A 23,946-nucleotide genomic window follows, 5' to 3' on the forward strand; every position below is an offset into this window, starting at 1 on the left:
GACGTGACCTACCGCCGCACCATCACCGGATTTTCCAACCCGCTCGTCAAGTTCCTGCGCTCGCTGCGCGACAAGAAGCACCGTCGGCGTGAGCAGCGCTTCCTGGCTGAAGGGCTGCGCCTGCTGACCGACGCGCGCGAATCAGGCATTCTGCCTGAAATGCTCGTCATGGCCACGGGCCGCGCCGCCCACCCCCTGCTCGACCAGCTCGAAGAGGCCGTGATCGCAGCAGGCGGCGAAGTCGTGGAGATGGACCAGGATATACTCGCCAAGGTGACCGGCAAGGACAACCCGCAGACCGTTGCCGGGGTTTTCACCGAGTTCGACACGCGGCTTGCCGGGATCGACCGGCAGTCCGCTCCCATCTGGCTCGTCGCGCAGGCGCTGCGCGATCCGGGGAACCTGGGCACGATGCTGCGCACCGGCGATGCGGTCGGGGCTGGCGGCCTCATCCTCATCGACGATTGCGCCGACCCCTTCTCAGTCGAGGCCGTGCGCGCCAGCATGGGGGCGATCTTCACCCAAACGCTGGCGATGGCACGCTGGGATGAATTCCAGTCGTGGCTGCGCGAAGGCGAGGGACAACTCGTTGCCGCCTCGCTGCGCGACCCAACCGACTACCGCAAGGCCCCTTACGCTGCGCCCTGCTTCCTTATGGTCGGCAACGAGTCGCAGGGGCTCCCGGCCGAATACGAAGACACCTGCGACCTGCGGGTCACGATCCCGATGCTGGGGCGCGCGGACAGCCTCAACGCCGCTGTCGCCGGCGCGGTCCTCGCCTACGAAGCCCTCGCCCACCTCGCCCGTAGTCAGGACGGCTAGCATAGGCCCTGCCGCGCCTGCCTTTTGCGGATAGGCTCGTTCATCCCGCTCTCACATGCTGCATGGCACCATGCAGGCATGATTCGAGTTCCATCCTTCGGCCGCGCGCTGGCAGGCGCCCTTCCCACGCTGGCCCTCGTCGCCTGCGCGCCGGACACCGAAGGTCAGCACCTCAGCGCCAGTCACTGGAGCTTTGCGCTAATCGACGGTCAGTCGCCGATGTCGGACGCGGCCGACATGCGTTTCGAGAAGGGAGAGGTGCGCGTTCTCGTTGGCTGCAACCGCATGAGCGGGCCTTGGCGGATTTCCGCCGACCGTCTCGTCGCCGGACCTCTGGTGCAGACCGAGATGGCCTGCCCTGCCCCGGCCTGGGACCAGGAAAAGGCTGTCGGCTCGCTCCTCGCCTCCACACCGCGCATCCGCGTAAACGATGAGCGCATGATCCTGCAATCCAGCGGACATACTGCCGAGCTCATCCGCGTCGGGGACTGAGCGCGCCTCACTCCTTTTCGGCCGAAGCCAGCGCAGCAGGTGGCTCGGCTTCGGGATACTCCGGCAGCGCAGCCTCGATATCGGCAGCGCCGTAGCGCGGTGCGGCTTCGACCCGGGGGGGCTCCTCAATCTCACGCTTGCCGATCTCGATGTGCTTTTCGCGAAGGCGCCGTCCGGAGGAGAGCACGTTGCGCTCAAAGCTGCCAACGAATTTGTTGTAATTGTTGACCGCCGTTTCGAGCCCGGCGCCCACGCGCTTCATGTGCTCGGCCGCCACCGCGATGCGGTCGTAAAGTTCACCGCCCATCCGGCCAATCTCGCGTGCTTCGCGGGCCAGGCCATCCTGACGCCATACCTGCGCGACCGTGCGCGCGATGGCGACAAGGTTCGTGGGCGTTGCAAGCAGAACGCGATTGCGAAAGGCGAAGTCCCACAGCTCCGGGTCGTATTCGAGCGCGGCGGCCACAAAATGCTCACCCGGCACGAACATCACCACATAGTCCGGCGCGTCCTCGAACTGGCTCTGATAGCTTTTCGTGCCGAGCGTCTGGACATGATTTCGCATCGAGGCGACATGGGCCTTGAGCGCCAGTTCGCGCGCCGCATCGTCTTCTGCCTCGAAGGCTTCCTGGTAGGCATTGAGCGAGACCTTGGCGTCGATTACCAGCTTCTTCTGTCCGGGAATGTTGACGATGGCGTCGGGACGCAGGCGCCCCTCCTCGGTGTCGATCGAATGCTCGGTCACGAAGTCGGTGTGTTCAGAAAGGCCGCACTGCTCCAGGAGGTTGCGCAGCTGCTGCTCCCCCCAACGCCCGCGCGCCTTTGGGGCATTGCGCAGGCTGTTGCCAAGGCGCTGCGCTTCCTCGCGCACACGTTCCTGCCCTTCGCGCATCGACTGGATGAGGCCGGTCAGCTGGCCAAAGGAATCGACCCTCTTGGCTTCCAGTTCGGAGACCTGCGCTTCGTAGCTCTGGAGACGCGCGCCCACCGGCTCCAGCAGCGCGCGGATGCGTTCGGCGTTGGCCTTCTCACTTTCCTCAAAACGCGCGCCCGCGCGGCGCAGGAAAGCTTCCTGCGCACCTTCGAGGACCTTGGCGCCCGCGTTCTCGAACTCCTTGCGCAGCGCCTCCTGTGCCTCGATCAGAAGGCGCTTCTGCTCATCAAAGTTGGCGGTCTTTTCGCGCAGGGTAGAAAGTTCGTCGCTGGCTTCGCGGTAGGCGTCGCGAAGGCGTCCCATCTCGGCGTCAAAAGCGGTGCGGGCGGCGTCATAGCGCGCGGTTGCTTCGGCGCGTTCGCGCTCCAGCGTGGCCGAAGCCTCCCCGCGCACTCGCTCCAGCTGATCGGCATTGGCACTGCGCTCGCGGGTCAGGGCGGCGGAATACTCATCGGCACGCGCCGCACGGGCCTCGGCCCCGGCAAGATCGCGGATGGCGGCACGGAAACGCTCTTCCAGTCCATGGAGGGCGTCTTCGCTCTTGGCGAGGCGTGCATTGGCTTGCGCGGTCGGACGCGAACCAAAGAACCAGCCGGCACCGAGGCCGACGACGAGTGCAACAATGGCGGCAAGGATGATGTCCATGCCGCCATTCTAATTGGAACAATTCAAGAACGCCAGACCTCCCCGGTCCGTTGTCCCCAATTCTGGATGGATCAGGCCGCGCGGCGCAGCTTTTCCAGCTTGCGCAGCGCCATCTGGCGCTTGAGACGCGAGAGGTGGTCAATGAAAAGGATGCCCTCAAGGTGATCCATCTCGTGCTGCAGGCAGGTTGCCAGCATGCCCTCGATGGCTTCCTCGTGGTGGTTGCCGTTCAGGTCCTGGTACTGCACGCGGCAGGTCGCGGGACGCTCCACGTCGGCGTAGATCTCGGGAACCGAGAGGCAGCCTTCCTGATAGACACTATGGTCCTCGGACGGGTCGAGGATGACCGGGTTGATGAAGACCCGCGGCTCCTTGAGCGTGGGCTGGTGCGTGTGCTGATGGCCACCGTGGTTGCACACCTCGGGCTCGGCATCGGGATCGTCGGGCTGGAGATCGATCACAAGGACACGCAGGGGAACGCCGACCTGGATGGCGGCAAGACCGATGCCGGGGGCATCGTACATGGTCTCGAACATGTCCTCGACAAGGGTCTTGAGCTCGTCGTCGAAGGTTTCGACGGGCTTGGAGACCTGCTTCAGGACAGGATCGGGAACTTCAAGGATTTCGCGGATAGCCATAACTTGCAAATAAGCGCAGCCTGCGCGTTTCGCAAGATTGCGATGGCGATCACAGAAATCGTGCGATTGGGAACCGCGCTCAGGCGACGGGGCGGCGCGCGCGGATCGCCTGTGCCAACGTGCCCTCGTCCAGGTAGTCGAGTTCGCCCCCCACCGGCAAACCATGCGCCAGTTGGGTGATGCGCACGGGCCGGTTCTCCAACTTTTCGGCAATATAGTGAGCGGTTGTCTGGCCCTCGAGCGTGGCGTTCATGGCAAGGAGGATCTCGTCGATACCTCCCTTCTCGATCCGGGCGAGCAGGCTGTCGATGGCGAGGTCCTCGGGCCGCACGCCATCGAGCGCGGAGAGCCGTCCGCCCAGGACATGGTAGCGACCGGTAAAGAGATGCGCACGGTCAAGCGCCCACAGATCGGCCACTTCCTCGACCACGCAGAGCGAGCGCTGGTCGCGCTTGGGATCGGCGCAGATGCCGCAAGGGTCGCGCGTATCGACATTGCCGCACACGCTGCATTCGACCAGCGTCTCGCGCACCGCATCGAGCGCGTCAAGCAGCTGAACCAGTGAACTTTCACGGCGCTTGATGAGCCAGAGCACCGCGCGCCGGGCCGAACGGGGGCCAAGGCCCGGCAAGCGGGCCAGCGCGGCGGTTAGCGTCTCGATCTCTTGCGATGCCATGAGGAGAGAGATAGGGCCTCCCCGGTCCGAGCGGAAGCCCGGCACCACGACGAGCGAGGAAGTTGCCCACAATATGCGTATCATCTTCATGGGAACCCCTGATTTCGCGGTCCCGGCGCTGGAAGCGCTGGCCGATGCGGGCCACGAGATCGTCTGCGTCTATTCGCAGCCGCCCCGTCCCGGAGGCCGCCGCGGCCGCGAACTGACCCCGACCCCCGTCCACAAGGTCGCCGAGATGCGCGGATTCGAGGTGCGCACGCCGGTCTCGTTCAAGGGCGATGAGGAAACGGCCGCCTTCGCCGCGCTCGAAGCCGATGTCGCGGTGGTCGCGGCCTATGGCCTGCTGCTGCCCCAGGCGATTCTCGACGCCCCGCGCCACGGCTGCCTCAACATCCACGCCTCGATCCTGCCGCGCTGGCGGGGCGCCGCGCCCATCCACCGCGCAATCGAGGCGGGAGACCCGACCACCGGCATTACCATCATGCAGATGGAAAAGGGACTCGACACCGGCCCCATGCTCGCCACCTTGCGCACCACCATCGATGCCAAGACCACTGGCGATCTGACCACGGAACTGGCCGACAAGGGCGCGCAGCTCATGGTCGGCACGCTGCGCGAGCTGACCAATCACCGCCCCGTCACCCAGCCCGACGATGGGGTCACCTATGCGAAGAAGATCGAGAAGGACGAGGCCCGCATCGACTTCACACAGGATGCGCAAGCCATTGAACGCAAGGTGCGCGCCTTCATGCCTGCGCCCGGCGCCTTTTTCGAGTTCGACGGAGAGCGCTACAAGGTCCACGCCGCCGACGTCGTGGAAGACACCGGCACGCCCGGCACGACGCTCGACGATGCGCTCACCATCGCCTGCGGCGCCGGAGCGCTGCGCGTCACGCGGATCCAGCGGGCCGGAAAGCCGGCCATGGCGACCCAGGATATGCTGCGCGGCCGCGCGATCCCGGCGGGGACCCAGATCGCGTGACCCGCTTTGCCCTTCTCCTCGAGTTCGACGGCGCGCCCTTCATGGGCCTGCAACGCCAGTCGCACGGCCCTTCGGTGCAGCAGACGGTCGAGAATGCGGCCCATGCCATTACGGGCGAGGATGTGATCATGCACGCGGCCGGACGCACCGATTCGGGCGTCCATGCGCTGGGCATGCGCGCGCATATCGAGATCGCCAAGCCCTTCGATGCTTTTCGCCTGATGGAAGCGCTCAACGCCAGGATGCGGCCCAATCCCGTCGCCGTCACCGCCTGCGAGGTGGTCCCCGACGACTGGCACGCGCGTTTTTCGTGTATCGGGCGCTCCTACATCTACCGCATCGCCAATCGCCGTGCCCCCCTGACGCTGGAGCGCGGCAAGGCCTGGCAGGTCTCGCGCCCGCTCGACGAGAAGGCCATGCACCGCGCCGCGCAGGCGCTCGTCGGGCGCCACGACTTCACAACTTTCCGCTCGGTCCACTGCCAGGCTCAGAGCCCTTTGAAGACGCTCGACCGGCTCGACGTGCGGCGCGAGGGTGAAATGGTGCTGATCGAGGCCGAGGCCCGCAGCTTCCTCCACCACCAGGTCCGCTCGATGGTGGGCTGCCTGGCGCTGGTCGGCATGGGCCGCTGGGACGAGGGCGAAGTCGCAGCGGCTCTCGCCGCGAAGGAGCGGCAGGCCCTTGGCCTCAACGCGCCGCCCGACGGGCTCTACTTCGTGCGCGCCATCTACCCCGAGATCTGATCGCGACGAAAACGCGCTATCCGCACAGCAATAAGCCTTGGTGTCAGACCCTTGACCTAAGACGGCAACCCTCACAAGGACGCGCAACGCACGTGTTGCGGCCCCGGAACGGCGGCGCTGCAACCGGGGTGCATCAACGAACGGGGCGCATATACCCCCGCACGCACCGCGCCCGAATCCCCAGGAGAGCAATGGTCCCCTTCCCCGGCATGCCGCCGGAGGCGGGCTGGGCCTGCGCCGTCCCTGTTGCCACCATGTCCACGCGGGAACCCGAATGTCCTCTGATTATCTGATTGCCCCTACCCCCGAAGACACCCAGACCTTCGCCGACAGCTCGGTGCGCCTGATCGACATGATCTTTCCCGGCGACACCAACCACCATGGGACTCTTTTCGGCGGTGTGGCGCTTGCCCACATGGACAAGGTGGCCTTCCTGACCGCCACGCGCCACGGGCGCGCGCCCTTCGTTACCGCGCGCTCGGAACGCATCGACTTCACCGCGCCCGGGTTCTCGGGGGAGATGGTCGAAGTGCACGGCGCGCTCACGCGCGTGGGTAACAGCTCGCTCGATGTCGAAGTCAACGTCATTGCCGAGGAACTGGTTAGCGGCGAGCGGCGCAACCTGACCCGCGGGCTCTTCACCATGGTCGCGCGCAAGGGCCCCGATACGCGCCTGCCCCTCCCGCCGATGCCGGCCTCCGCGCTCGAGCCGGGCGAGGACGAGCCGCTGCGCATGGTCGACATGGTCTTTCCCACTTCCACCAACCACCACGGCAACCTGTTTGGCGGCGATGCCATGAAGATGATGGGCAAGGCCGCCTTCATCGCGGCAACCCGCCATTGCCGCGAAATCGTGGTGATGGCCTCCTCCGACCGCATCGACTTCACCTCACCGATCCGCGAAGGCTCGATGATCGAGCTTGTCTCGCGCATCCGCATGACCGGGCGCAGCTCGATGCTGGTCGAGGTCGAACTGTGGGCCGAGGAACTGCTAAGTGGCCTGCGCAGCCACGCTGCGACCGCGCGCTACACCATGGTCGCCGTCGACAAGGACGGCCGACCCAAGCACTTCGGACCTACCGGCTCCTGACACGAAAAGGGCCTGCCGCTCCCCACGGAACGGCAGGCCCTTTTCACCTGCACGGAATAAGCGATCAGGCGATCTTCTTCAGAACCGATTGCGCATGCTGGCCCGCGATCTGGTCGGCCAGGCGCAGCGCCAGCGCGACGATGGTGAAGGTCGGGTTCGCCCAACCCGAGGTGGGGAATACCGAGCTGCCCGCGATGTAGAGGTTGGTGACCCCGTGGACACGGCACTGCGCATCAACCACGCCCTCGGACGGCGAATTTGACATGCGCGTCGTGCCCATGTGGTGATAGCCCCCGATGGGATGTGCGCTGACCAGCGGATCAAAGGTCCATTCGCGGCGCGAGCCCGAAAGCCAGGGCTCCTTGTCCACCTTGCCCAGCCCCATCCGCTCGATCTCGGCCCCGAAGGTAGAGACCAGCCGGTCGACCGAATGCACGTCGAGGTCGGTCAGGCGCCAGTCCAGCTTCACGCGCGGCATGCCCAGCGCATCGCGTTCGCCCGAGAGGCCCACGCGGCTGTCGGGATTGGGCGCCTGCTCGGCGCGTACCAGCAGCGCCGCTTCCACGCGGTTGAGCTTGTAGAGCAGCCACGAGCGCGCCGGGTCGGCCACCTTCTGCGCGATCGTCGCCGCGCGCTTGGTAATCAGCCACATAAGGCGGGCATGGCGCGTGGGCGACAGATCATGCTTGATCTTGTTGTAGGCGCGCATGCCCATGAACTGGCGGCTGTCCGACGGCTGGCGCGGGGCGATCGTCATCGAGGTGTTGAGCATGCCCTCGCGGCGCTGGGTCGCCTCTGCGGCAGCCAGCAGCGCGGCCACCGTCTGGCCGTTCAGGCTGTGCCGACGGCCATAGGCCTTGAACATGTCCCAGACGAGCTTGGTCGTAACATGCCCGCCGCGCGCGTGGGGATGCTCCATGAAGAAGCGGCCGACCAGATCGTGCCCGTTGCCCAGGCCCTTGGCGTGAACCTGGTCGGAAGCGAGCAGAAGGCGCGGGTTTTCGATCCCACCCGAAGCGAGAACGACCTCGCGGGCGTTGATACGCGCCCGGCGGCCCGCCAGGTTCGCGATGTCGAGTCCGGTCGCACGGGCCCCGCTGTGATCGGTCAGGATCTGAGTTGCCGTGGCGTGAGTCAGGATCGTGCAGCGCGGATGATTGACGAGATCGCGGCAATTCTTGATGTTGAAACGGCTGAATTCCGGGTCGAAATTCCACAGTTTGACCGTCATCGTATCCTCGAATTCGGGGAACCAGACGCCGACGCGCTCAAGGTCTTTCGCTTCGAGGCGACGCTCGGGAAGGCCGAAATAGCCGCGCGATTCGTCGTAGTATTCCTGCATCTGTGCATAGGATACCGGCCAGCCCGAGTGCGGCACCCAGTCCCGCCGCTCGAAATCGATGGGATCGAGTTCGGCGATACGCCCGCCCCAAATCGCGGTGGTGCCACCAAAGAAGCGCATCCGGGCGTGGTCGAGTCGGTAGTAGGGGGCGCCTACCGTTTCGCCCGCGTTGAGATCGCTCGTGTCCTCCTCGTAGTCGAAGCCGCCCGATTCCAGGATCGTGACACTTCGCCCGGCCGCCAGCAGGCGGCGCGCGACGGTGATGCCCGCAACGCCGGCCCCCACGATGCACACGTCGGCATCGAAGGTGGACAGTTCGGTGGACTTGAAATCGATAATCATGACAGAGTCTTCGTTTACTGGATGGGACACAGCTTCGCACAGGGAGGCTACATCCAGTCGCCGAAACGGTCTCGTCGTCGGTTTGCAATGCGTTTCAGACCATCGACGGCCACGGCCAACACGAAACCGTTTTGCGGGATTGTGTCAGCTTGGTGTCAGCCCCTGTTGCTATGCAATGTAGTTAAACAAATCACGGTTGCCAGATACGCATGGCAACCCATTTGTCAGCATCACGTGAATATTTTTCACCATGCGCCCGACGCAATTGCGCCCCGGACCGAGAGGTTTCCCTCCCGCTCCGGGGCGCAATTGCGATGTATCTTTGTCTTCCAGAGCCTTCGCCGCATCCAGATGCAGCGAACGATTAGGCCTTGCCGACGACGCTTTCGGGAAGGTCGTTGCCGAAGACGCGCTGGAAGTACTCGGCCACCAGCATGCGCTCGGTCTCGTCGCACTTGTTGAGGAACGAGAGTCGGAAGGCGAATCCCACGTCGTTGAATATCGCAGTGTTCTGCGCCCAGGTGATCACGGTACGCGGGCTCATCACGGTAGAGATGTCCCCGTTCATGAAGCCCTGGCGCGAGAAGTCGGCCACCTTGACCATCTGCGCAATCACTTCAGGCGCGATTTTCGTGACCTTCTTGCTCACGATGTCGACTTCGGTTTCGGTGGGCAGGTAATTGAGGCCAACCACCAGGTTCCAGCGGTCCATCTGCCCCTGGTTGATCTGCTGCGTGCCGTGGTAGAGGCCCGAGGTATCACCCAGGCCCACGGTGTTCGCTGTGGCGAACAGGCGGAAGTGCTTGTCCGGACGGATCACGCGGTTCTGGTCGAGCAGGGTCAGCTTGCCCTCGGTTTCGAGGATGCGCTGGATCACGAACATAACGTCGGGACGGCCCGCGTCGTATTCGTCAAAGACCAGCGCGACCGGGTGCTGCAGCGCCCAGGGAAGCAGACCTTCGCGAAATTCGGTGACCTGCATGCCATTGCGCAGCACGATCGCGTCGCGCCCGATCAGGTCGATACGGCTGATGTGGGCATCGAGGTTGATGCGAATGCACGGCCAGTTGAGGCGGGCTGCGACCTGTTCGATGTGGGTCGACTTGCCGGTACCGTGATAGCCTTGGACCATCACGCGGCGGTTATAGGCAAAGCCGGCCAGGATCGCGAGCGTGGTGTCCGGATCGAACACGTAAGTCTCGTCAAGATCGGGAACGCGCTCGTCCGCTTCGGAGAAGGCAGGCACCTTCATGTCGATGTCAATCCCGAAGGTTTTGCGAACATCAAGTTCGATATCGGGTGCGGCGAGCACGGTGGCTTCGCGGTTCTCGGCTTGGGTCATCGCTGTCTCTGTCATCGCGCTACCCGCCTAAAGGACAGAGCATCGCACCGCAACATGCTTTGCACCGCAAAGGCTTTTTCCCGCTCCGCTGGTGTCCCGCACCCGCCCCGGAACGAACGATCAGTGTGCTTCGAGCCCCGCTTTTACAAAAAGTCCGGCAAAGCGGTCGGCGAGATCCGGATCGCCCTCACAGCGCAGGCCCTTCTCTGGCACGTTGCGCGCCGCGTCCGCAAAGAGCACCTCGTGAAGATCGCAGGCACTTCGCGCGGTGAAACGTAGATCCGGTGCGCGCAAGGCCGCGCCTCCGGGATGTATGGTCATCCCATCGGCCCGAACGCGCGCGGCAAAGCGCTGTTCGGCAATGTCGAAGGCGACCCACAAATCGAGCCCACCGATGCGACCGGGCAACAGCCAGGCCCGCAAGGCGAGCATCAAGGCCACCGGCGTAAGCGGAAGCGCATCGCTTTGCACGTCGCCGTTCTGGTGCACCCAGCGCACCAGCGAGCACAGCACGTCCTCAAGCCCCTGCCCCCATCGTGTGAGCCCATAGGCGCGCGCGGAGACCGGCGGTGCCAGCAGGCAGTGCACAACCACGCCGCTGGCTTCCAACGTCTCCAGCCGCTCGCTCAGGATCTTGGCCGAGAGGCCCGGTAAAGCGGCACGAATCTCGTTGAAACGTCGCGCGCCCAGCAGGAGTTCACGGGCGATCAGAAGCGACCAGCGCTCCCCCATGAGCTCAAGCGCCTGCGCCGCACCGCAACCGTCCTGGTACCAGCGCCGGGCCTTGTGGGCCGGAGCCTGTGCAAGTGCCCCACCCGACGTGCCTCCCTTTTGACGCGAGATTTCCTGAGTTCCCATGGTTGCAATTGGTAACTCTCCACCAGACGCGCACAAAACAGGACTGTCTCCGAATCGGAGCGAAAAGGGCCGCCTTGCAACCGCGATTTCCCGGCAAGTCCACACCTTCGGTCCGACGCGAAGCGATTGACGGCAGAGGCGCCATGCCGCAGCTTCCCTGCAGCGAAGCTCGGCGCCCCAGGTCCGCCGGGCAAGGAGAACGGCTCTTGGCTGACTACACGTTCTACACCAACCCCATGTCGCGCGGGCAGATCGCGCGCTGGGCCCTGCACGAAGTCGAAGCCGACTACGACCAGGAACTGGTCGACTGGAGCGCCAAGAGCTCGGATTTCCTTGCGATGAACCCGATGGGCAAGGTGCCCACCCTTATCCATCACGCCAATGAAGGCCCGCGCGTGGTGAGCGAGGCCGCCGCCGTTTGCCTCTATCTTGCCGAGATGCACCCCGAGGCCGAACTCCTGCCCGACGACACGCAGATGGCGGACTACTACCGCTGGACCTTTTTCTGCGCAGGCCCCGTCGACCAGGCCCTCACCGCCAAGGCGCTGGGCTTTGGCCCGTCCGATGCGCGGCAGGAAGGCCTCGTCAGCTTCGGCAATTTCGAGCGATTGATCGCGACCCTCGACCATCTTCTGGCAGACCGCATGTGGGTGTGCGGTGAACGCTTCACCATGGCCGATGTCTATGTCGGGAGCTCGGTCGATTGGGGGCTCAACTTCGGCCTGCTGCCGCCCAACGAATCCTTCGTCGCCTATACCGAGCGTTGCCAGTCCCGCGGCGCCTACAAGGAGGCCAAGGCCATCGACGGCGCACTGATCGCCAAGTCCGACAAGGCTTGAGGGGCCAGCCCGTCACAGGAAAGGGAATGGAATGCTGAGCGGAGAGGAAGGCGGCTGCGACTGTGGCAAGGTGCGCTATCGGCTCGAGGCCGAACCCATCGTCACCAAGTGCTGCCACTGCCACGCCTGCCAACGCCAGACAGGTAGCGCCTTCGCCCTCAACCTCGTGATCGAGACTGCGAACATCAGCTTACTCGGCAAATCCCCCGAAGCGGTGGAAATGCCCACTCAAAGCGGTCATGGGCAGGCAAACTTCCGATGCCCCCATTGCCGGGTTTCGCTGTGGTCAACCTTCCACCAGGCCGGCGACAGGGCGCGCTTCGTGCGGGCCGGCACTCTCGATAACACGCACGCCGTGGCCCCCGACCTGCATATCTTCACCAAGGCCAAGCAGGACTGGGTCATCATCCCGAAAGGCGCCGAAACTTTTGAGGCCTTCTATCGCGGCAAGGACGTCCCGCGCGTCTTCGGTGAGGCCAACACCGCGCGCTGGAAGGCCGTGCTGGAGCGCTGAAGGCGGGTCCGCAGGACTGGCCCCACAGACGAAAAGGAAAGGAAGTACGCCTTCAAGGGGCCATCGCCCCTTGCCCCGGCAATGGGCGACCTCACCATTCTCAGCCAGCGCGGCGCATGAGGGGTGAGCCAGACAGTTTTGGGAGCCCGAGGGCAATGGCCCTCGGAATCTTCCCTTCAACCTCTTCTGAACTTCGCTTCAGGCGAAAGCCGCCGCCTTCTTGAGCAGGTTGTACGCCTCGACCACCTTTTGCAGTTTTTCGGCGTGGCCGTGATCGCCGCCGTTCTGGTCCGGGTGATACTGGCGCAGGAGCCGGGTGTAGCGCATGCGCATCGTCTTGCGGTCGACATCGAGTTCGAGGCCGAGCACGTTCAAAGCGCCGCGTTCGGCGGGTGTGAAGCGGGCGTTGGCACGCATCTCGTCCTGGACTTCGCTGCGGCGGCGCTTGACGTGCTGGCGTGCGCGGGCCTGGATTGCCTCCAGAGGATCGGAGAAATGCGACCAATGCGGCGCGCCGTCGACCGTTTCGTCGGGCCGGAAAGCACGCGCGGTGTGCTCCCAGCCATGTAGCGGGGACTGCGCGCGGAAGACTTCCTCTGCCTCCATGCCCTCGAAATAGTCGTAACCGGCGTTGAACTCCCGCACATGCTCCAGGCAGAACCACCGGTAGTCGCCCGGCCCGTCGAAACTGGGCGAGCGCGACCCCGGCGCACGAAATTCGCCCGCCTCCTCACATCCCGGCCAGCTGCATTCGCGCCCATCGGAATCGTATCTTCCATGAAATCTATGCTGTCTCACCCGCTTCAAGATGGGCGAAACAGTCGCTAAATGAAACCCCATGACCGGACCTATCGCCCAGGAAATCGCCCAGCGCCTGACCGCTGCCCTTGCCCCCACCCAGCTCGAGATCGTGAACGACTCGGCCCACCACGCGGGCCACATGGGCGATGACGGCACCGGCGAATCGCACTTCACGATACATATCGAAAGTGCGCAATTCACAGGTGTTTCACGCCTCCAGCGCCAGCGCATGGTGAACACCGCGCTGGGCGACATTCCCGGCGAGCGGGTCCATGCCCTCGCTATCAAGGCGCGTGCCCCCGGCGAGTGATCGTGGCCTGCGAATTTGCCTCGCGATTCTGGCGATGACAGCCATCGCCAAAATCGCGGGCTTCTGCAGGTTGCCCTTTGGCCTGCGTGCGCCTAAATGCGCGCACCATGCCGATACCTTTGACCTTTGCCGTGCCCAAGGGGCGTATTCTCGATGAAGCTCTGCCACTGATGGCGCGCGCACGCGTTGTTCCCGACGCCGAGTTTCATGACAAGAAGTCGCGCGCGCTTTCCTTTGCGTGCGAGAACAGCGACATGCGCCTCATCCGCGTGCGCGCGTTCGACGTCGCGACATTCGTCGCGCATGGCGCGGCGCAGGTCGGCATCGTCGGATCGGACGTGGTCGAGGAGTTCAATTACCCCGATCTCTACGCGCCGGTCGATCTCGATATCGGGCACTGCCACCTCTCGGTTGCCGAGATCAAGGGTGAGCAGACCGACACGCTGCCCTCGCACCTGCGCGTTGCCAGCAAGTACCCCAACCTCACCCGCCGCCACTTCGAGCAGCTGGGCGTGCAGGCCGAGGTGGTGAAACTGAACGGCGCGATGGAGCTGGCTCCCACGCTTGGCCTGTCCAGCCGTATCGTCGATCTGGTCTCCACCGGGCGTACGCTCAAGGAAAACGGCCTTATCGAGACGAGCAAGATCCTCGACATCTCTGCGCGCCTCATCGTCAACCGCGCCGCGCTCAAGACCGACGAGCGCGTAGCGGCCCTCATCGATGCCTTCCGCGCCGCGGTCGCGCGCGAGAAGGAAGCTGCCTGATGCAGCGCCTTTCCACCCGCGATCCCGGTTTCGAGGACGCGTTTGCGCACGTCGTCGATGACCGCCGCGAAAGCGCGCTCGACGTCGCCGCGGACGTTGCTGCGATCCTCAAGGATGTGCGCATGCGCGGCGATGCCGCCTTGGCCGAGCTGACCGCGAAGTTCGACGGCCACGATCTCGACACCACCGGCTGGCAGGTCTCGGCGCAGGAATGCAAAGCCGCCTTTGACGCACTCGATACCGACCTTCGCACAGCACTCGAACTTGCCGCAACGCGCATCCGTGCCTACCACGAGGCCCAACTGCCCGAAAACCGCGACTACACCGATGCGGCGGGCGTGCGCCTGGGCGCGGTCTGGCGCGGGGTCGATGCCGCCGGGCTTTACGTGCCAGGTGGCCGGGCAGCCTACCCCTCCTCGATGCTGATGAACGCCATTCCCGCCAAGGTCGCGGGTGTGGAGCGCCTTGTCGTCGTCACTCCCACCCCCAGAGGCGAAGTCAATGCGCTGGTGCTCGCTGCCGCGCACCTTGCCGGTGTCGACGAAGTCTGGCGTGTGGGCGGAGCCCATGCCGTGGGCGCGCTTGCCTACGGCACCGAGCGGATTGCGCCGGTCGACGTCATCACCGGCCCCGGCAACGCGTGGGTCGCCGAAGCCAAGCGCCAGCTTTACGGCGTTGTCGGCATCGACATGGTTGCAGGGCCCAGCGAGATCCTCGTGATCGCGGATGGCAAGAACGATCCGGTCCACACCGCCGCCGACCTTCTCAGCCAGGCCGAGCACGACCCGACCTCGCAGTCGATCCTCATCACCGACGATGCCGGCTTTGCCGACGCGGTGACCGCCGCGGTCGAGAGCGAACTCACGCAGCTTTCCACCCAAGAGACTGCGCGCACCTCGTGGAGCGACAACGGGGTCATCGTCGTGGTCGAAAACTTCGACGAGGTGCCGGCGCTCGCCAATCGTCTCGCCGCCGAGCATGTCGAGATCGCCACCGACGATCCCGAAGCGATCTTCGCCAGGATCCGCCACGCCGGTTCGGTGTTCCTCGGGCGCTTGACCCCCGAAGCGGTCGGTGACTACGTCGCTGGCCCCAACCACGTTCTTCCCACCGGGCGCCGCGCGCGCTTCTCCTCGGGGCTTTCCGTGCTGGACTTCATGAAGCGCACCAGCTTCATCCAGCTGGACAAAGCCGCCCTTGGCGCCGTCGGCCCCGCCGCCGTGGCGCTAGCCAAGGCCGAGGGTCTTCCCGCGCACGCCCGCTCCGTTTCCGTAAGGCTTGAAAAGTAATGTCCGGTTCCAAGAAATCGCGGGCTGCCGCCCGTCTCGCCGCCGTCCAGGCGCTCTACCAGTTCGACATGGAAGGCACGCCCCAGGCCAGCCTCCTCGACGAATTCCGCCGCCATCGCCTCGGCATGGAAATCGACGACGAGAAATTTGCCGACGCGGACATCCCCTTCTTCGACGACGTGGTGAAGGGTGTAATCGCGCGTCGCGACGAGATTGACGAAGCGCTCTCGGCAAAGCTCGCCGAAGGCTGGGCCCTGTCACGCCTCGACAAGACCATGCTGCAGATCCTGCGCGCCGGTGCCTACGAACTGATGGCCCGCGCCGACGTGCCGACCGGCGCGGTCATCACCGAGTACGTCGATGTCGCCCACGCCTTCTTCGACGAGCGCGAAGCCAAATTCGTGAACGGCGTCCTCGACGCGGTCGCGAAGTCAGTCCGCTAAGCCCGCGACCCGGATTGACCGGAGCACAGCGTTCCGGTTTACCCTCTCATTCCATGAGCTCCGAAACCGCCTTCATCTCGGCGCTGCGCAACCTTGCCTCCAGCACCGCTGCGCGCGGGCTGATGGACGATGCCGCCGTTCTGACAGTGGGCGGTGCAAATCTGGTGCTGACCATGGACACCGTGGTCGAGAGTGTCCATTTCCTCCCTGACGATCCGGCACAGGACGTCGCCTGGAAGCTGGTGGCGGTCAACGCATCGGACCTTTCGGCCAAGGGAGCTTCCCCGCTCGGCTGCCTCTATTCCCACGCGCTGGGTGAGGACGCGTGGGACACCGCCTTTCTGGAGGGTCTGGCCGAGGCCTGCCGCCATTTTGCGCTACCGCTGCTGGGCGGCGATACCGTTCGCATGCCCGAGGGCGCACCGCGCAGCTTCTCGCTGACCGCACTCGGCCAAGGCCCCGAAGGCACCCCACCACCCGCCCGCACGATGGCCCGCCCCGGCGATATCGTGTGGGTCAGCGGGACTATCGGCGATTCCGGGCTCGGCCTCGACATCCTGCTGGGAACACAAATGGCAAGCGGGCCGGGGGCGCAATGGCTGAAGGCGCGCTACCGCCGCCCCATGCCCCTCACCCCGCTGGGCCCAGCGCTTGCGCCCTACGTGCATGCGATGATGGATGTCTCGGACGGCCTCCTCGTCGACCTTTCCCGCCTGGCGACTGCAAGCAATGTGGGTGCTCGGATCGATCTGGACGCCATGCCGCTGTCTTCGCCCTACGCAGCGGTTGCCGGAACCTCGCGCGAGGCCCGTCTGAAAGCAGCCTGTGCGGGCGATGACTACGTCCTGCTCTTCACCGCCCCGGCGCAAAACACATCCGACATCGAAGCGATCGCTAAGGCCACGGGCGGCGCGGTGCGCGCGCTCGGCACGATTGGCCACCACGCGGGTCTACGCCTGACCTGTGAGGGCACGGATATCCCCCTCCCGGCCCACCTTGGCTATGAGCACTGACGCCCCTCCCTGACAAGCAACTTGCCAGTTCCCCGGCACAGGCGTAGCTCTGAAAGCACCTGAGCGGGAAAAACCCGCCGCGAGAACGATAATAACAGTGGGAAGGGGACAATCGCGTGAATGCACTCACGATTGCAATCGCCCTGGGTGGTATGGCGCTGATTTACGGCATCGTCACCAGCCGGTTCGTGCTCGGCGCCGATGCGGGCAACGCCCGCATGCAGGAAATCGCTGCCGCCATCCAGGAGGGCGCGCAGGCCTACCTCAAACGTCAGTACACCACAATTGCCATCGTCGGCGTGGTCGTTGCCGTGATCCTCTTCCTGACACTGGGCGCAATCTCGGCAACGGGGTTCGTGATCGGTGCGGTACTTTCCGGGACAGCGGGCTTCATCGGCATGACCATTTCGGTGCGCGCTAACGTGCGCACCGCCTCGGCCGCACAGGATGGTTTGCAGGACGGCCTCACCCTCGCCTTTCGGGCAGGAGCAATCACCGGACTCCTGGTAGCGGGCCTTGCCCTTCTCGCAATTGCCGTCTTTTCCTGGTATCTGACCGGGCCTGCTGGCCATGCCTGGAGCGGCGAGGACCGCAGCGTTGTCAACGGCCTGACCGGCCTGGCCTTCGGGGCCTCGCTCATCTCGATCTTCGCGCGGCTGGGTGGAGGGATCTTCACCAAGGCGGCGGACGTGGGCGCAGACCTTGTCGGCAAAGTCGAGGCAGGCATTCCCGAGGATGACCCGCGCAACCCTGCCGTCATCGCCGACAACGTGGGCGACAACGTGGGCGACTGCGCTGGTATGGCGGCCGACCTGTTCGAAACCTACGTCGTAACCGTCGGGGCGACGATGATCCTCACCGCTCTGCTTCTGGGCGATATCGGCCCACAGCTCTCCGCGCTGATGGCGCTTCCGCTGCTTATCGGTGGGGCCTGCATCGTTACGTCCATCGTGGGCACCTTCTTCGTCAAGCTGGGCCGAAAGGGCAATATCATGGGCGCCATGTACAAGGGTTTCCTGGTCTCGGCCCTGCTCTCGGTCCCGGCGATCTGGCTCGCCATATCCTATGCCCTTGGCGGCATGGCGAGCGAGTTCCAGGTCGGCGAGCGCGAAGTCCATGGCTTTGACCTGTTCCACAGTGCGATGGTCGGCCTTGCCATCACAGGGCTCATCATCTGGATCACGGAGTACTACACGGGTACAGCCTTTCGCCCCGTCAAGTCCATCGCCAAGGCCTCCGTCACAGGGCACGGCACCAATGTCATCCAGGGCCTTGCCATCAGCCTTGAAGCGACCGCCCTTCCCACCTTGCTGATTGTCGCCGGGATCATCCTCGCCCACCAGATCGCAGGGCTGCTGGGCATCGCCTATGCCGCGACCGCCATGCTGGCGCTGGCGGGTATGGTGGTGGCGCTCGACGCCTATGGCCCCGTCACCGACAACGCAGGCGGCATTGCCGAGATGGCGGGACTTGATGACAGCGTGCGCGCCAAGACCGACGCGCTCGATGCGGTGGGCAACACGACCAAGGCCGTCACCAAGGGCTATGCCATCGGTTCGGCAGGCCTTGCCGCGCTGGTGCTCTTTTCTGCCTACACCACGGACCTGCGTGAGTTCTTTCCCGAGCTCACCGTCGATTTCAGCCTTGAGAACCCCTACGTCATCGTCGGGCTGCTGCTCGGCGCCCTCCTGCCCTATCTCTTTGGTGCAATGGGCATGACCGCCGTGGGCCGTGCGGCGGGCGATGTCGTGCGCGACGTGCGCGAGCAGTTCAAGGCGAACCCGGGTATCATGACCCACCAGACGCGGCCCGACTATGCACGTACGGTCGACCTCGTCACCAAGGCCGCCATCAAGGAGATGATCGTCCCCTCACTGCTGCCGGTGCTGGCGCCCATCGTGGTCTATTTCGCGATTACGCTGGTGGCAGGTAGGGAGAACGGTTTTGCCGCGCTCGGCGCGCTGCTTCTGGGTGTGATTGTGAGCGGCCTGTTCGTCGCACTGTCGATGACCTCGGGCGGCGGCGCCTGGGACAACGCAAAGAAATACATCGAGGACGGGAATTTCGGCGGCAAGGGATCCGAAGCCCACAAGGCCGCCGTTACCGGCGACACCGTGGGCGATCCCTACAAGGACACCGCAGGGCCGGCCGTAAACCCGATGATCAAGATCACCAACATCGTCGCGCTCCTGCTCCTCGCCGCGCTCGCGGCAGGCTAGGTGCGCGCCGCTTCGATCACCCTCCCGGGTGGTAGAAATCGTAGATCGTGCGCGCCACGGCCGCGCTGACACCGGGCGCGCGCTGCAGGTCTTCCAGACTCGCCGCGCGCACCTTGCCCGCTGTCCCGAAGTGAAGCAGCAGTGCGCGCTTGCGCGCTGGGCCGATCCCAGGAATCTCGTCGAGCGGGCTTGCGGTGATGGCGCGGCTGCGCTTGGCGCGGTGCGCCCCTATGACGTAACGGTGGACTTCATCACGCAGGCGCTGGAGGTAGAACAGCACCGGGGAATTGACTGGCAGCATCTTCTCGCGCCCATCGGGAAAGTGGAACACCTCGCGCCCATCGCGCCCGTGGTGCGGGCCCTTGGCAATGGCGATCAGCGTCACGTCCTCGACGCCCAGTTCCTCCAGCGCCTCCCTGACCGCGCTCATCTGCCCTTTGCCGCCGTCGATCAGGACGAGGTCGGGCCAAGTACCGCTTTCGCGGTCCGGGTCCTCTTCCATCGCGCGGCCGAAACGGCGTGTCATCACCTCGCGCATCATCGCATAGTCGTCGTTCGACTGCGCCTCGCGGATGTTGAACTTGCGGTACTGGTTCTTCATGTAGCCTTCAGGCCCTGCGACCACCATCGCGCCCAGCGCCTTGGTCCCCTGAATATGCGAGTTGTCGTAGACCTCGATGCGCTGCGGGATCTCCGGCAGTTCCAGGAACTCGGCCATTTCGCGCATGACCTTGGCCTGCGTGCCGCGTTCGGCCAGACGCCTCTCCAGAGCTTCGACCGCATTGCGCGTCGCCTGCTCGATGAGGCGGCGGCGCGATCCGCGCTGCGGCACCGAGATCTCCACCTTGTGCCCCGCCAGTTCGCGGAAGGCTTCGGAAAGGAGTTCGCCTTCCGGAATTTCCCGGTCGACCAGAATCACGCGTGCGGGCGGAACCTCCTCATAGAACTGCGTAAGGAAGCTTTGCAGAACCTGCTCGTCGGAAAGGCCCTCGGTGTGGGTCGGGAAGAAGGCGCGGTGCCCCCAGTTCTGCCCACCGCGGATGAAGAAGGCCTGGATGCCGACCTGCCCGTTGTTGACCGCCATCGCGAAGATGTCGGCGCTGTCGAGCCCTTCGGCGTTGATCGCCTGGCTGCCCTGAATGAAGGTCGCTGCGCGCAGGCGGTCGCGCAGCATGGCCGCGCGCTCGAAATCGAGCGCTTCGGCGGCCTCGGCCATCTGCGCCTCAATCTTGCGCTGCACCGCGTTCGATTTGCCGCCCAGGAAGTCCTTGGCCTCACGCACCAATTCGGCATAGCCCGCCTCATCAATGCGGCCCACGCACGGCGCCGAGCAGCGCTTGATCTGGTAGAGCAGACAAGGCCGATCACGACGCGCAAAAAAGCTGTCTGTACAGCTCCTTAGAAGAAACAGCTTCTGAAGCGCATTAATCGTGGTGTTGACCGATCCCGCGCTGGCGAAGGGGCCATAGTAGTTCCCCTTGGCTTTGCGCGCACCGCGGTGCTTCATGATCCGCGGGTAGTCGTGCTCGGCGCGCAGGAGAATGAAAGGAAACGATTTGTCGTCGCGCAAAAGCACGTTGTAGGCGGGACGATAGCGCTTGATCAGCTGCGCTTCCAAGAGCAGCGCCTCGGCCTCGGAATTGGTCGTAACGATAGTCATCGAGCGGGTCTGGCTGACCATGCGCTGGAGACGCGAGGGCAACCGCTCCCACTGTGTGTAGTTGGCCACCCGGTTGCGCAGCACGCGGGCCTTGCCGACGTACAGGACCTCCCCACGCGAATCCTGCATGCGGTAGACGCCCGGGCGCGTGGGCAGCGTACGCACGGTATCGCGGATCACTTCGACACCGGCTTCCAGGTCAGGCTTGTCCGACCCACGCACGGTGGAGGTGGCCCGATCCTCGTTAAAGCGTTCGGTGCCCTGGGGAGTTTCCGGAGTTCCGGCCGGTGTTCGCGACATGTCCTCCAGATAGGGGTACGGACGGCGCTTCTCCAGCCCCGTCCGCGTCCTATCCGCAGTTAAGCGGCGCCTGGCATCAGAACAGCTTGCGGAAGTCGATGCCGATGACGCGCCCTTGCGGGTCGCGGTAGCCTCGCTGGTAGGCAATCGGGATTTCGCCCCCGGCATTGGTCACCTTCTGACGCGAATCGAGGATGTTATCGACCGTGAAGGAGAGGCGCGAACCCTTGAGGAAGGGCATCTTCTGAACCAGATTTTCCTTGCCCCCCAAGTCCATGAAGATGCGCAGGTCGAGAACGAAGGTGCTGCCAAAGCGCAGGTCCGAGCTGTTCGGCGCACCCGTCCCGTTCACCTGCGTCGGGGCGCTCCATTCGCCCTTCAGGCGGGCGCCGTTGCCGTTGAGGAAGAAGCCGCCCTCGGCCTCGATCGAATGGCGCGGGGTTCCGCCAGCCGCCAGCGATTCGCCCGAAAGCTGATCAAGCACAGGGCTGTTCGGACCGATCCGCACGTCCTCGGACAGACGCCAGGTATGGTAGAGCGAGAGGTTCCAGCGCCCGCCCGGAGGACCACGGCGGGCTGGCGGCGGCGAGGCTGGCGCAGACACCCCTCCGGCGCGCGAAGGCGGACCGTCGGAATTGCAGATCCGCTCGCGCATCGCGGCGAGGCGCTCCTTGTCGATGGAGCCGTCCTCCTTGCGCAGACGCGCCAGCATCGGTTCGGGCAGCGCGGACAGGTCGGGCTCCTGTCCTTCTGCACACAGCGCTGCCTTGATCGCCTCGAAACGGGCCGGATCGAAGTTGCGCCCGCCAACAAGGCGTCCCGGACCACCCGGTCCACGGCGCGCATCGGAATTCTGGGGACGCGCCGGAGACGCTTGCGATGACGGTTCGGACTCGCCCAGGCTGCCGCTGATGTTGAACCCCCAGCGCACGTTCGAGCTCGACACCTTATCGAAAGTCACCGGACGCTGGTCGATGGCGATGAGCGAGCCGTTCTCATCACGCGTCACCCGGTCCGGGAACGCGGCCTCAATGGCAGGCGTCAGCAGGGGAAACGATTGCGAGACATTGTCCGAGCGGTTGCGGAAATACTCCAGGACGAGATTCGACCGGTCGAGGAAAGGCAGCTGCCAGTTGGCCGAGAGCTTGATGTCCCGCCGCTTCTCCTTGAGGAGATCCGGGTTGCCTCCGCTTGTCGCGGTCACCAGCGCCGTTGTCGAATTGGTGAAATCGTAGACCGAGACGTTGTAATTGACGATCTGCGGCGAGCCCAGCTGCGAGAGCGTGGGCGCGGCCTCTTCGCCCAGATACGTCGCCTGGAGCGTCAGCGTCTCAGTCGGCGACCAGGAGAGCCCGGCCGTCCAGTTGGTAAGCGTACCGAAGTCGGAGAGGTGGTTGATCCCGGCGCCCAGGTTCAGCGAGAGATCGCCGATGGCATCGAGGAAGTAGTTGTTCCGGCTGGTGATCGGCAGTGCCAGATTGACGCCCGCCGAAACGTCCCCCCGCGTCAGGCGCACGGTGTCGAACTCGCTGCGGGTGTCATCGCTGAGCGTGCGCGAATAATTGTACCCCGCCTTGAGTGTCAGGTTCGCATCACCCGCCGGAAGGCTGAGCGGTCGGCCCGACAACGTGGCCAGCGAGGTCAGCGCCAGCGTGCGGTTGCGCGCAAAGTCCACACCTGCCCCGGGAAGTTCAGGCAGCGCGCCCGCAATGTCGAGATCGCCAGCAAGAGCGTCGGCCTCGATGGCGCTGGTGTCGCGGCGGCGATCCACCCGGGTCGCGGTGTCGGTATAGGCCCCGTCTCCCGTGACACTGAGCTGCCAGCCATCGAGCTGCCGGTTGTAGCCAAGGCCACCCTCGAACAGGTCGGTCGAGACCCGCCGCGCGAGCGGATCGTCATAGGTGCGAATCTCGGAATTGCCCGCGCCGTCGCTCAACGTGAACGTGTCGAGGCCGGAGAGCGAATTGGTTACCGTGCGCGTGTACGCGACGTTCCCGGTGATCTGGCCGTTCATGCCGCCCTCGCCCAGGCCTTGCGTTACGGTGCCGTTGATCTCCAGTTCGGATTCGTCACCCGCCAGGCTGCGGAAGCGGCGGGGATCAGGGTCGCCGGCCACGCTCGGCATCTCGCCCTGTTCGCGCGCGATACCCCGCTCGTCCTCGGTCAGCATCGAGGTTTCCGTCAGCTTGGCCGACAGATTGTAGCGGCGCGGGCCCGAAACGCTGAAGATGCCGGTTTCCAGCTCGTAGTTGTCATAGCCGCCGCGCGTCGGGCGATTGTATTCGCCCGCGCCGGTTCCCGCCGCGAAGTTGTCCTTGAGGATAAGGTTGACCACCCGCTGGTCCGCCGAATAACCGAATTGCAGCGCCACTTCCTCGGGCAGGACCTGCATCTGTCGGATGGCTTCGGGCGGAATGTTGCGCATCTCGCGCCAGCTGGTGATGCGCAGACCATTGACCAGCATCACCGGACGCCCTCCCCCGCGCCCACGTCCGCTTCCCGTCTGAGGTGAGATCGCCTCGAGCAGCTCGGCGATGGACGAAGCGCCATAGGCCGCGATGTCGCTTTCCTCGAAGGTCTGGATCGGCTCGTAGGGCGTATCAACAGCGCCGGGCAGCACGCTGCGGCCGGTCACGATGATCTCGTTGCCGATGACCGCGTCGGAACCGAGCGCCCCGCCGAGTTCTTCCTCGTCGTCCATATTCGTGGCCGTGCCGCCCGATGGGACCGACATGTCCTGGGCGGCGGCAAGTGCCGGCATCGAAACACTGGTGGCCAGGGCCAGAAGGTAGGTCAGTCGCAAACACTGTCTCCGTAAAGAAATTCGGCCTCTCCCTGTGACGTCCTGCTGCCGTTTTGGATGTGCTTCGACAAGCCTTCGCGCGGTA

The 23,946-nt window shown here is 64.9% G+C and carries 22 protein-coding genes; 13 read left to right on the top strand and 9 right to left on the bottom strand.

The features are described from left to right. Positions 1-3 precede the first annotated feature (3 nt). Both FMM79_RS13235 and FMM79_RS13240 read left to right on the top strand, forming a co-directional pair. Positions 4-822, top strand: coding sequence for an RNA methyltransferase (locus FMM79_RS13235; RefSeq protein ID WP_148627923.1), 819 nt, complete (start codon positions 4-6; stop codon positions 820-822). A 78-nt stretch (positions 823-900) separates the two neighbouring features. Further along, on the top strand, positions 901-1,314 hold the full coding sequence (locus tag FMM79_RS13240) for an META domain-containing protein (RefSeq protein WP_148627924.1): 414 nt from the start codon (positions 901-903) through the stop codon (positions 1,312-1,314). A gap of 7 nt (positions 1,315-1,321) precedes the next feature. On the opposite strand, the gene rmuC is transcribed toward FMM79_RS13240, so the two are convergent. The 3 genes from rmuC to recR all read right to left on the bottom strand — a co-directional run bounded on the left by rmuC (position 1,322) and on the right by recR (position 4,207). Further along, a complete protein-coding gene (gene rmuC / locus FMM79_RS13245) occupies positions 1,322-2,893 on the bottom strand; it encodes a DNA recombination protein RmuC (RefSeq protein ID WP_148627925.1) in 1,572 nt (523 codons plus the stop codon). 71 nt (positions 2,894-2,964) lie between these two features. Next, the gene (gene def, locus FMM79_RS13250) at positions 2,965-3,531 is read right to left on the bottom strand and encodes a peptide deformylase (RefSeq protein WP_148627926.1); all 567 of its coding nucleotides are present in this window, start codon (positions 3,529-3,531) and stop codon (positions 2,965-2,967) included. 79 nt (positions 3,532-3,610) lie between these two features. Then, positions 3,611-4,207, bottom strand: coding sequence for a recombination mediator RecR (gene recR, locus FMM79_RS13255; RefSeq protein WP_148628125.1), 597 nt, complete (start codon positions 4,205-4,207; stop codon positions 3,611-3,613). Positions 4,208-4,280: 73 nt separating this feature from the next. Here recR and fmt point away from each other — a divergent pair, with 73 nt between their 5' ends. The 3 genes from fmt to FMM79_RS13270 all read left to right on the top strand — a co-directional run bounded on the left by fmt (position 4,281) and on the right by FMM79_RS13270 (position 7,022). After that, entirely contained in the window at positions 4,281-5,189 is a 909-nt protein-coding gene (gene fmt / locus FMM79_RS13260) for a methionyl-tRNA formyltransferase (protein ID WP_148627927.1), read from the top strand. Next, the gene (gene truA / locus FMM79_RS13265; protein ID WP_148627928.1) at positions 5,186-5,932 is read left to right on the top strand and encodes a tRNA pseudouridine(38-40) synthase TruA; all 747 of its coding nucleotides are present in this window, start codon (positions 5,186-5,188) and stop codon (positions 5,930-5,932) included. Before fmt ends, truA begins: the two co-directional genes overlap by 4 nt. A 274-nt stretch (positions 5,933-6,206) precedes the next feature. Continuing rightward, on the top strand, positions 6,207-7,022 hold the full coding sequence (locus tag FMM79_RS13270) for an acyl-CoA thioesterase (RefSeq protein WP_205466661.1): 816 nt from the start codon (positions 6,207-6,209) through the stop codon (positions 7,020-7,022). A gap of 64 nt (positions 7,023-7,086) precedes the next feature. Here FMM79_RS13270 and FMM79_RS13275 read toward each other — a convergent pair whose 3' ends face one another. From FMM79_RS13275 to FMM79_RS13285, 3 genes are all read right to left on the bottom strand, one after another. Further along, positions 7,087-8,706 carry an FAD-dependent oxidoreductase gene (locus tag FMM79_RS13275; protein ID WP_148627929.1) on the bottom strand — a complete coding sequence of 540 codons (1,620 nt, stop codon included), beginning with the start codon at positions 8,704-8,706 and terminating at the stop codon, positions 7,087-7,089. Positions 8,707-9,070: 364 nt separating this feature from the next. After that, positions 9,071-10,048 carry an AAA family ATPase gene (locus FMM79_RS13280; RefSeq protein WP_371710913.1) on the bottom strand — a complete coding sequence of 326 codons (978 nt, stop codon included), beginning with the start codon at positions 10,046-10,048 and terminating at the stop codon, positions 9,071-9,073. A 120-nt stretch (positions 10,049-10,168) separates the two neighbouring features. Continuing rightward, complete coding sequence (locus FMM79_RS13285) at positions 10,169-10,906, bottom strand: helix-turn-helix domain-containing protein (RefSeq protein WP_148627931.1); 738 nt, start codon at positions 10,904-10,906, stop codon at positions 10,169-10,171. Between the two features lie 206 nt (positions 10,907-11,112). On the opposite strand from FMM79_RS13285, the gene FMM79_RS13290 reads away from it, so the two are divergent. Both FMM79_RS13290 and FMM79_RS13295 read left to right on the top strand, forming a co-directional pair. Then, complete coding sequence (locus tag FMM79_RS13290; RefSeq protein WP_148627932.1) at positions 11,113-11,745, top strand: glutathione S-transferase family protein; 633 nt, start codon at positions 11,113-11,115, stop codon at positions 11,743-11,745. Between the two features lie 31 nt (positions 11,746-11,776). Further along, positions 11,777-12,259, top strand: a complete 483-nt coding sequence (locus tag FMM79_RS13295) for a GFA family protein (protein ID WP_240339168.1) — start codon at positions 11,777-11,779, stop codon at positions 12,257-12,259. A gap of 198 nt (positions 12,260-12,457) precedes the next feature. Here the strand turns inward: FMM79_RS13295 and FMM79_RS13300 are convergent, their stop codons facing one another. Further along, positions 12,458-12,904, bottom strand: coding sequence for a J domain-containing protein (locus FMM79_RS13300; protein ID WP_371710914.1), 447 nt, complete (start codon positions 12,902-12,904; stop codon positions 12,458-12,460). 193 nt (positions 12,905-13,097) lie between these two features. Here FMM79_RS13300 and FMM79_RS13305 point away from each other — a divergent pair, with 193 nt between their 5' ends. The 6 genes from FMM79_RS13305 (at position 13,098) to FMM79_RS13330 (ending at position 19,098) form a co-directional block, all read left to right on the top strand. Next, on the top strand, positions 13,098-13,370 hold the full coding sequence (locus FMM79_RS13305) for a BolA family transcriptional regulator (RefSeq protein ID WP_148627934.1): 273 nt from the start codon (positions 13,098-13,100) through the stop codon (positions 13,368-13,370). 107 nt (positions 13,371-13,477) lie between these two features. After that, entirely contained in the window at positions 13,478-14,134 is a 657-nt protein-coding gene (gene hisG / locus FMM79_RS13310; protein WP_148627935.1) for an ATP phosphoribosyltransferase, read from the top strand. Then, positions 14,134-15,423: a histidinol dehydrogenase gene (hisD, locus tag FMM79_RS13315; protein WP_148627936.1), complete on the top strand. Its 1,290-nt coding sequence runs from the start codon at positions 14,134-14,136 to the stop codon at positions 15,421-15,423. The genes hisG and hisD overlap by 1 nt, the downstream gene beginning before the upstream one ends. After that, positions 15,423-15,866, top strand: a complete 444-nt coding sequence (gene nusB / locus FMM79_RS13320) for a transcription antitermination factor NusB (protein ID WP_148627937.1) — start codon at positions 15,423-15,425, stop codon at positions 15,864-15,866. The genes hisD and nusB overlap by 1 nt, the downstream gene beginning before the upstream one ends. A 53-nt stretch (positions 15,867-15,919) precedes the next feature. Further along, positions 15,920-16,879, top strand: coding sequence for a thiamine-phosphate kinase (thiL, locus tag FMM79_RS13325; protein WP_148627938.1), 960 nt, complete (start codon positions 15,920-15,922; stop codon positions 16,877-16,879). A gap of 116 nt (positions 16,880-16,995) precedes the next feature. Then, positions 16,996-19,098, top strand: coding sequence for a sodium-translocating pyrophosphatase (locus tag FMM79_RS13330; RefSeq protein ID WP_148627939.1), 2,103 nt, complete (start codon positions 16,996-16,998; stop codon positions 19,096-19,098). Between the two features lie 16 nt (positions 19,099-19,114). Here the strand turns inward: FMM79_RS13330 and uvrC are convergent, their stop codons facing one another. Both uvrC and FMM79_RS13340 read right to left on the bottom strand, forming a co-directional pair. After that, complete coding sequence (gene uvrC, locus FMM79_RS13335; protein ID WP_148627940.1) at positions 19,115-21,058, bottom strand: excinuclease ABC subunit UvrC; 1,944 nt, start codon at positions 21,056-21,058, stop codon at positions 19,115-19,117. A gap of 76 nt (positions 21,059-21,134) precedes the next feature. Continuing rightward, positions 21,135-23,861, bottom strand: a complete 2,727-nt coding sequence (locus tag FMM79_RS13340) for a hypothetical protein (protein ID WP_240339169.1) — start codon at positions 23,859-23,861, stop codon at positions 21,135-21,137. Positions 23,862-23,946: the final 85 nt, after the last annotated feature.

It is taken from the genome of Novosphingobium sp. BW1, assembly GCF_008107685.1.
Taxonomy (GTDB): Bacteria; Pseudomonadota; Alphaproteobacteria; order Sphingomonadales; family Sphingomonadaceae; genus Novosphingobium.

Coding starts and splice junctions, on each gene's coding strand:
- FMM79_RS13305 (WP_148627934.1), top strand. CDS start 13,098: ATGACCGGACCTATCGCCCAGGAAATCGCCCAGCGCCTGACCGCTGCC.
- uvrC (WP_148627940.1), bottom strand. CDS start 21,058: ATGTCGCGAACACCGGCCGGAACTCCGGAAACTCCCCAGGGCACCGAA.
- fmt (WP_148627927.1), top strand. CDS start 4,281: ATGCGTATCATCTTCATGGGAACCCCTGATTTCGCGGTCCCGGCGCTG.
- rmuC (WP_148627925.1), bottom strand. CDS start 2,893: ATGGACATCATCCTTGCCGCCATTGTTGCACTCGTCGTCGGCCTCGGT.
- def (WP_148627926.1), bottom strand. CDS start 3,531: ATGGCTATCCGCGAAATCCTTGAAGTTCCCGATCCTGTCCTGAAGCAG.
- FMM79_RS13295 (WP_240339168.1), top strand. CDS start 11,777: ATGCTGAGCGGAGAGGAAGGCGGCTGCGACTGTGGCAAGGTGCGCTAT.
- FMM79_RS13280 (WP_371710913.1), bottom strand. CDS start 10,048: ATGACCCAAGCCGAGAACCGCGAAGCCACCGTGCTCGCCGCACCCGAT.
- thiL (WP_148627938.1), top strand. CDS start 15,920: ATGAGCTCCGAAACCGCCTTCATCTCGGCGCTGCGCAACCTTGCCTCC.
- recR (WP_148628125.1), bottom strand. CDS start 4,207: ATGGCATCGCAAGAGATCGAGACGCTAACCGCCGCGCTGGCCCGCTTG.
- FMM79_RS13275 (WP_148627929.1), bottom strand. CDS start 8,706: ATGATTATCGATTTCAAGTCCACCGAACTGTCCACCTTCGATGCCGAC.
- hisD (WP_148627936.1), top strand. CDS start 14,134: ATGCAGCGCCTTTCCACCCGCGATCCCGGTTTCGAGGACGCGTTTGCG.
- hisG (WP_148627935.1), top strand. CDS start 13,478: ATGCCGATACCTTTGACCTTTGCCGTGCCCAAGGGGCGTATTCTCGAT.
- FMM79_RS13270 (WP_205466661.1), top strand. CDS start 6,207: ATGTCCTCTGATTATCTGATTGCCCCTACCCCCGAAGACACCCAGACC.
- FMM79_RS13240 (WP_148627924.1), top strand. CDS start 901: ATGATTCGAGTTCCATCCTTCGGCCGCGCGCTGGCAGGCGCCCTTCCC.
- nusB (WP_148627937.1), top strand. CDS start 15,423: ATGTCCGGTTCCAAGAAATCGCGGGCTGCCGCCCGTCTCGCCGCCGTC.
- FMM79_RS13285 (WP_148627931.1), bottom strand. CDS start 10,906: ATGGGAACTCAGGAAATCTCGCGTCAAAAGGGAGGCACGTCGGGTGGG.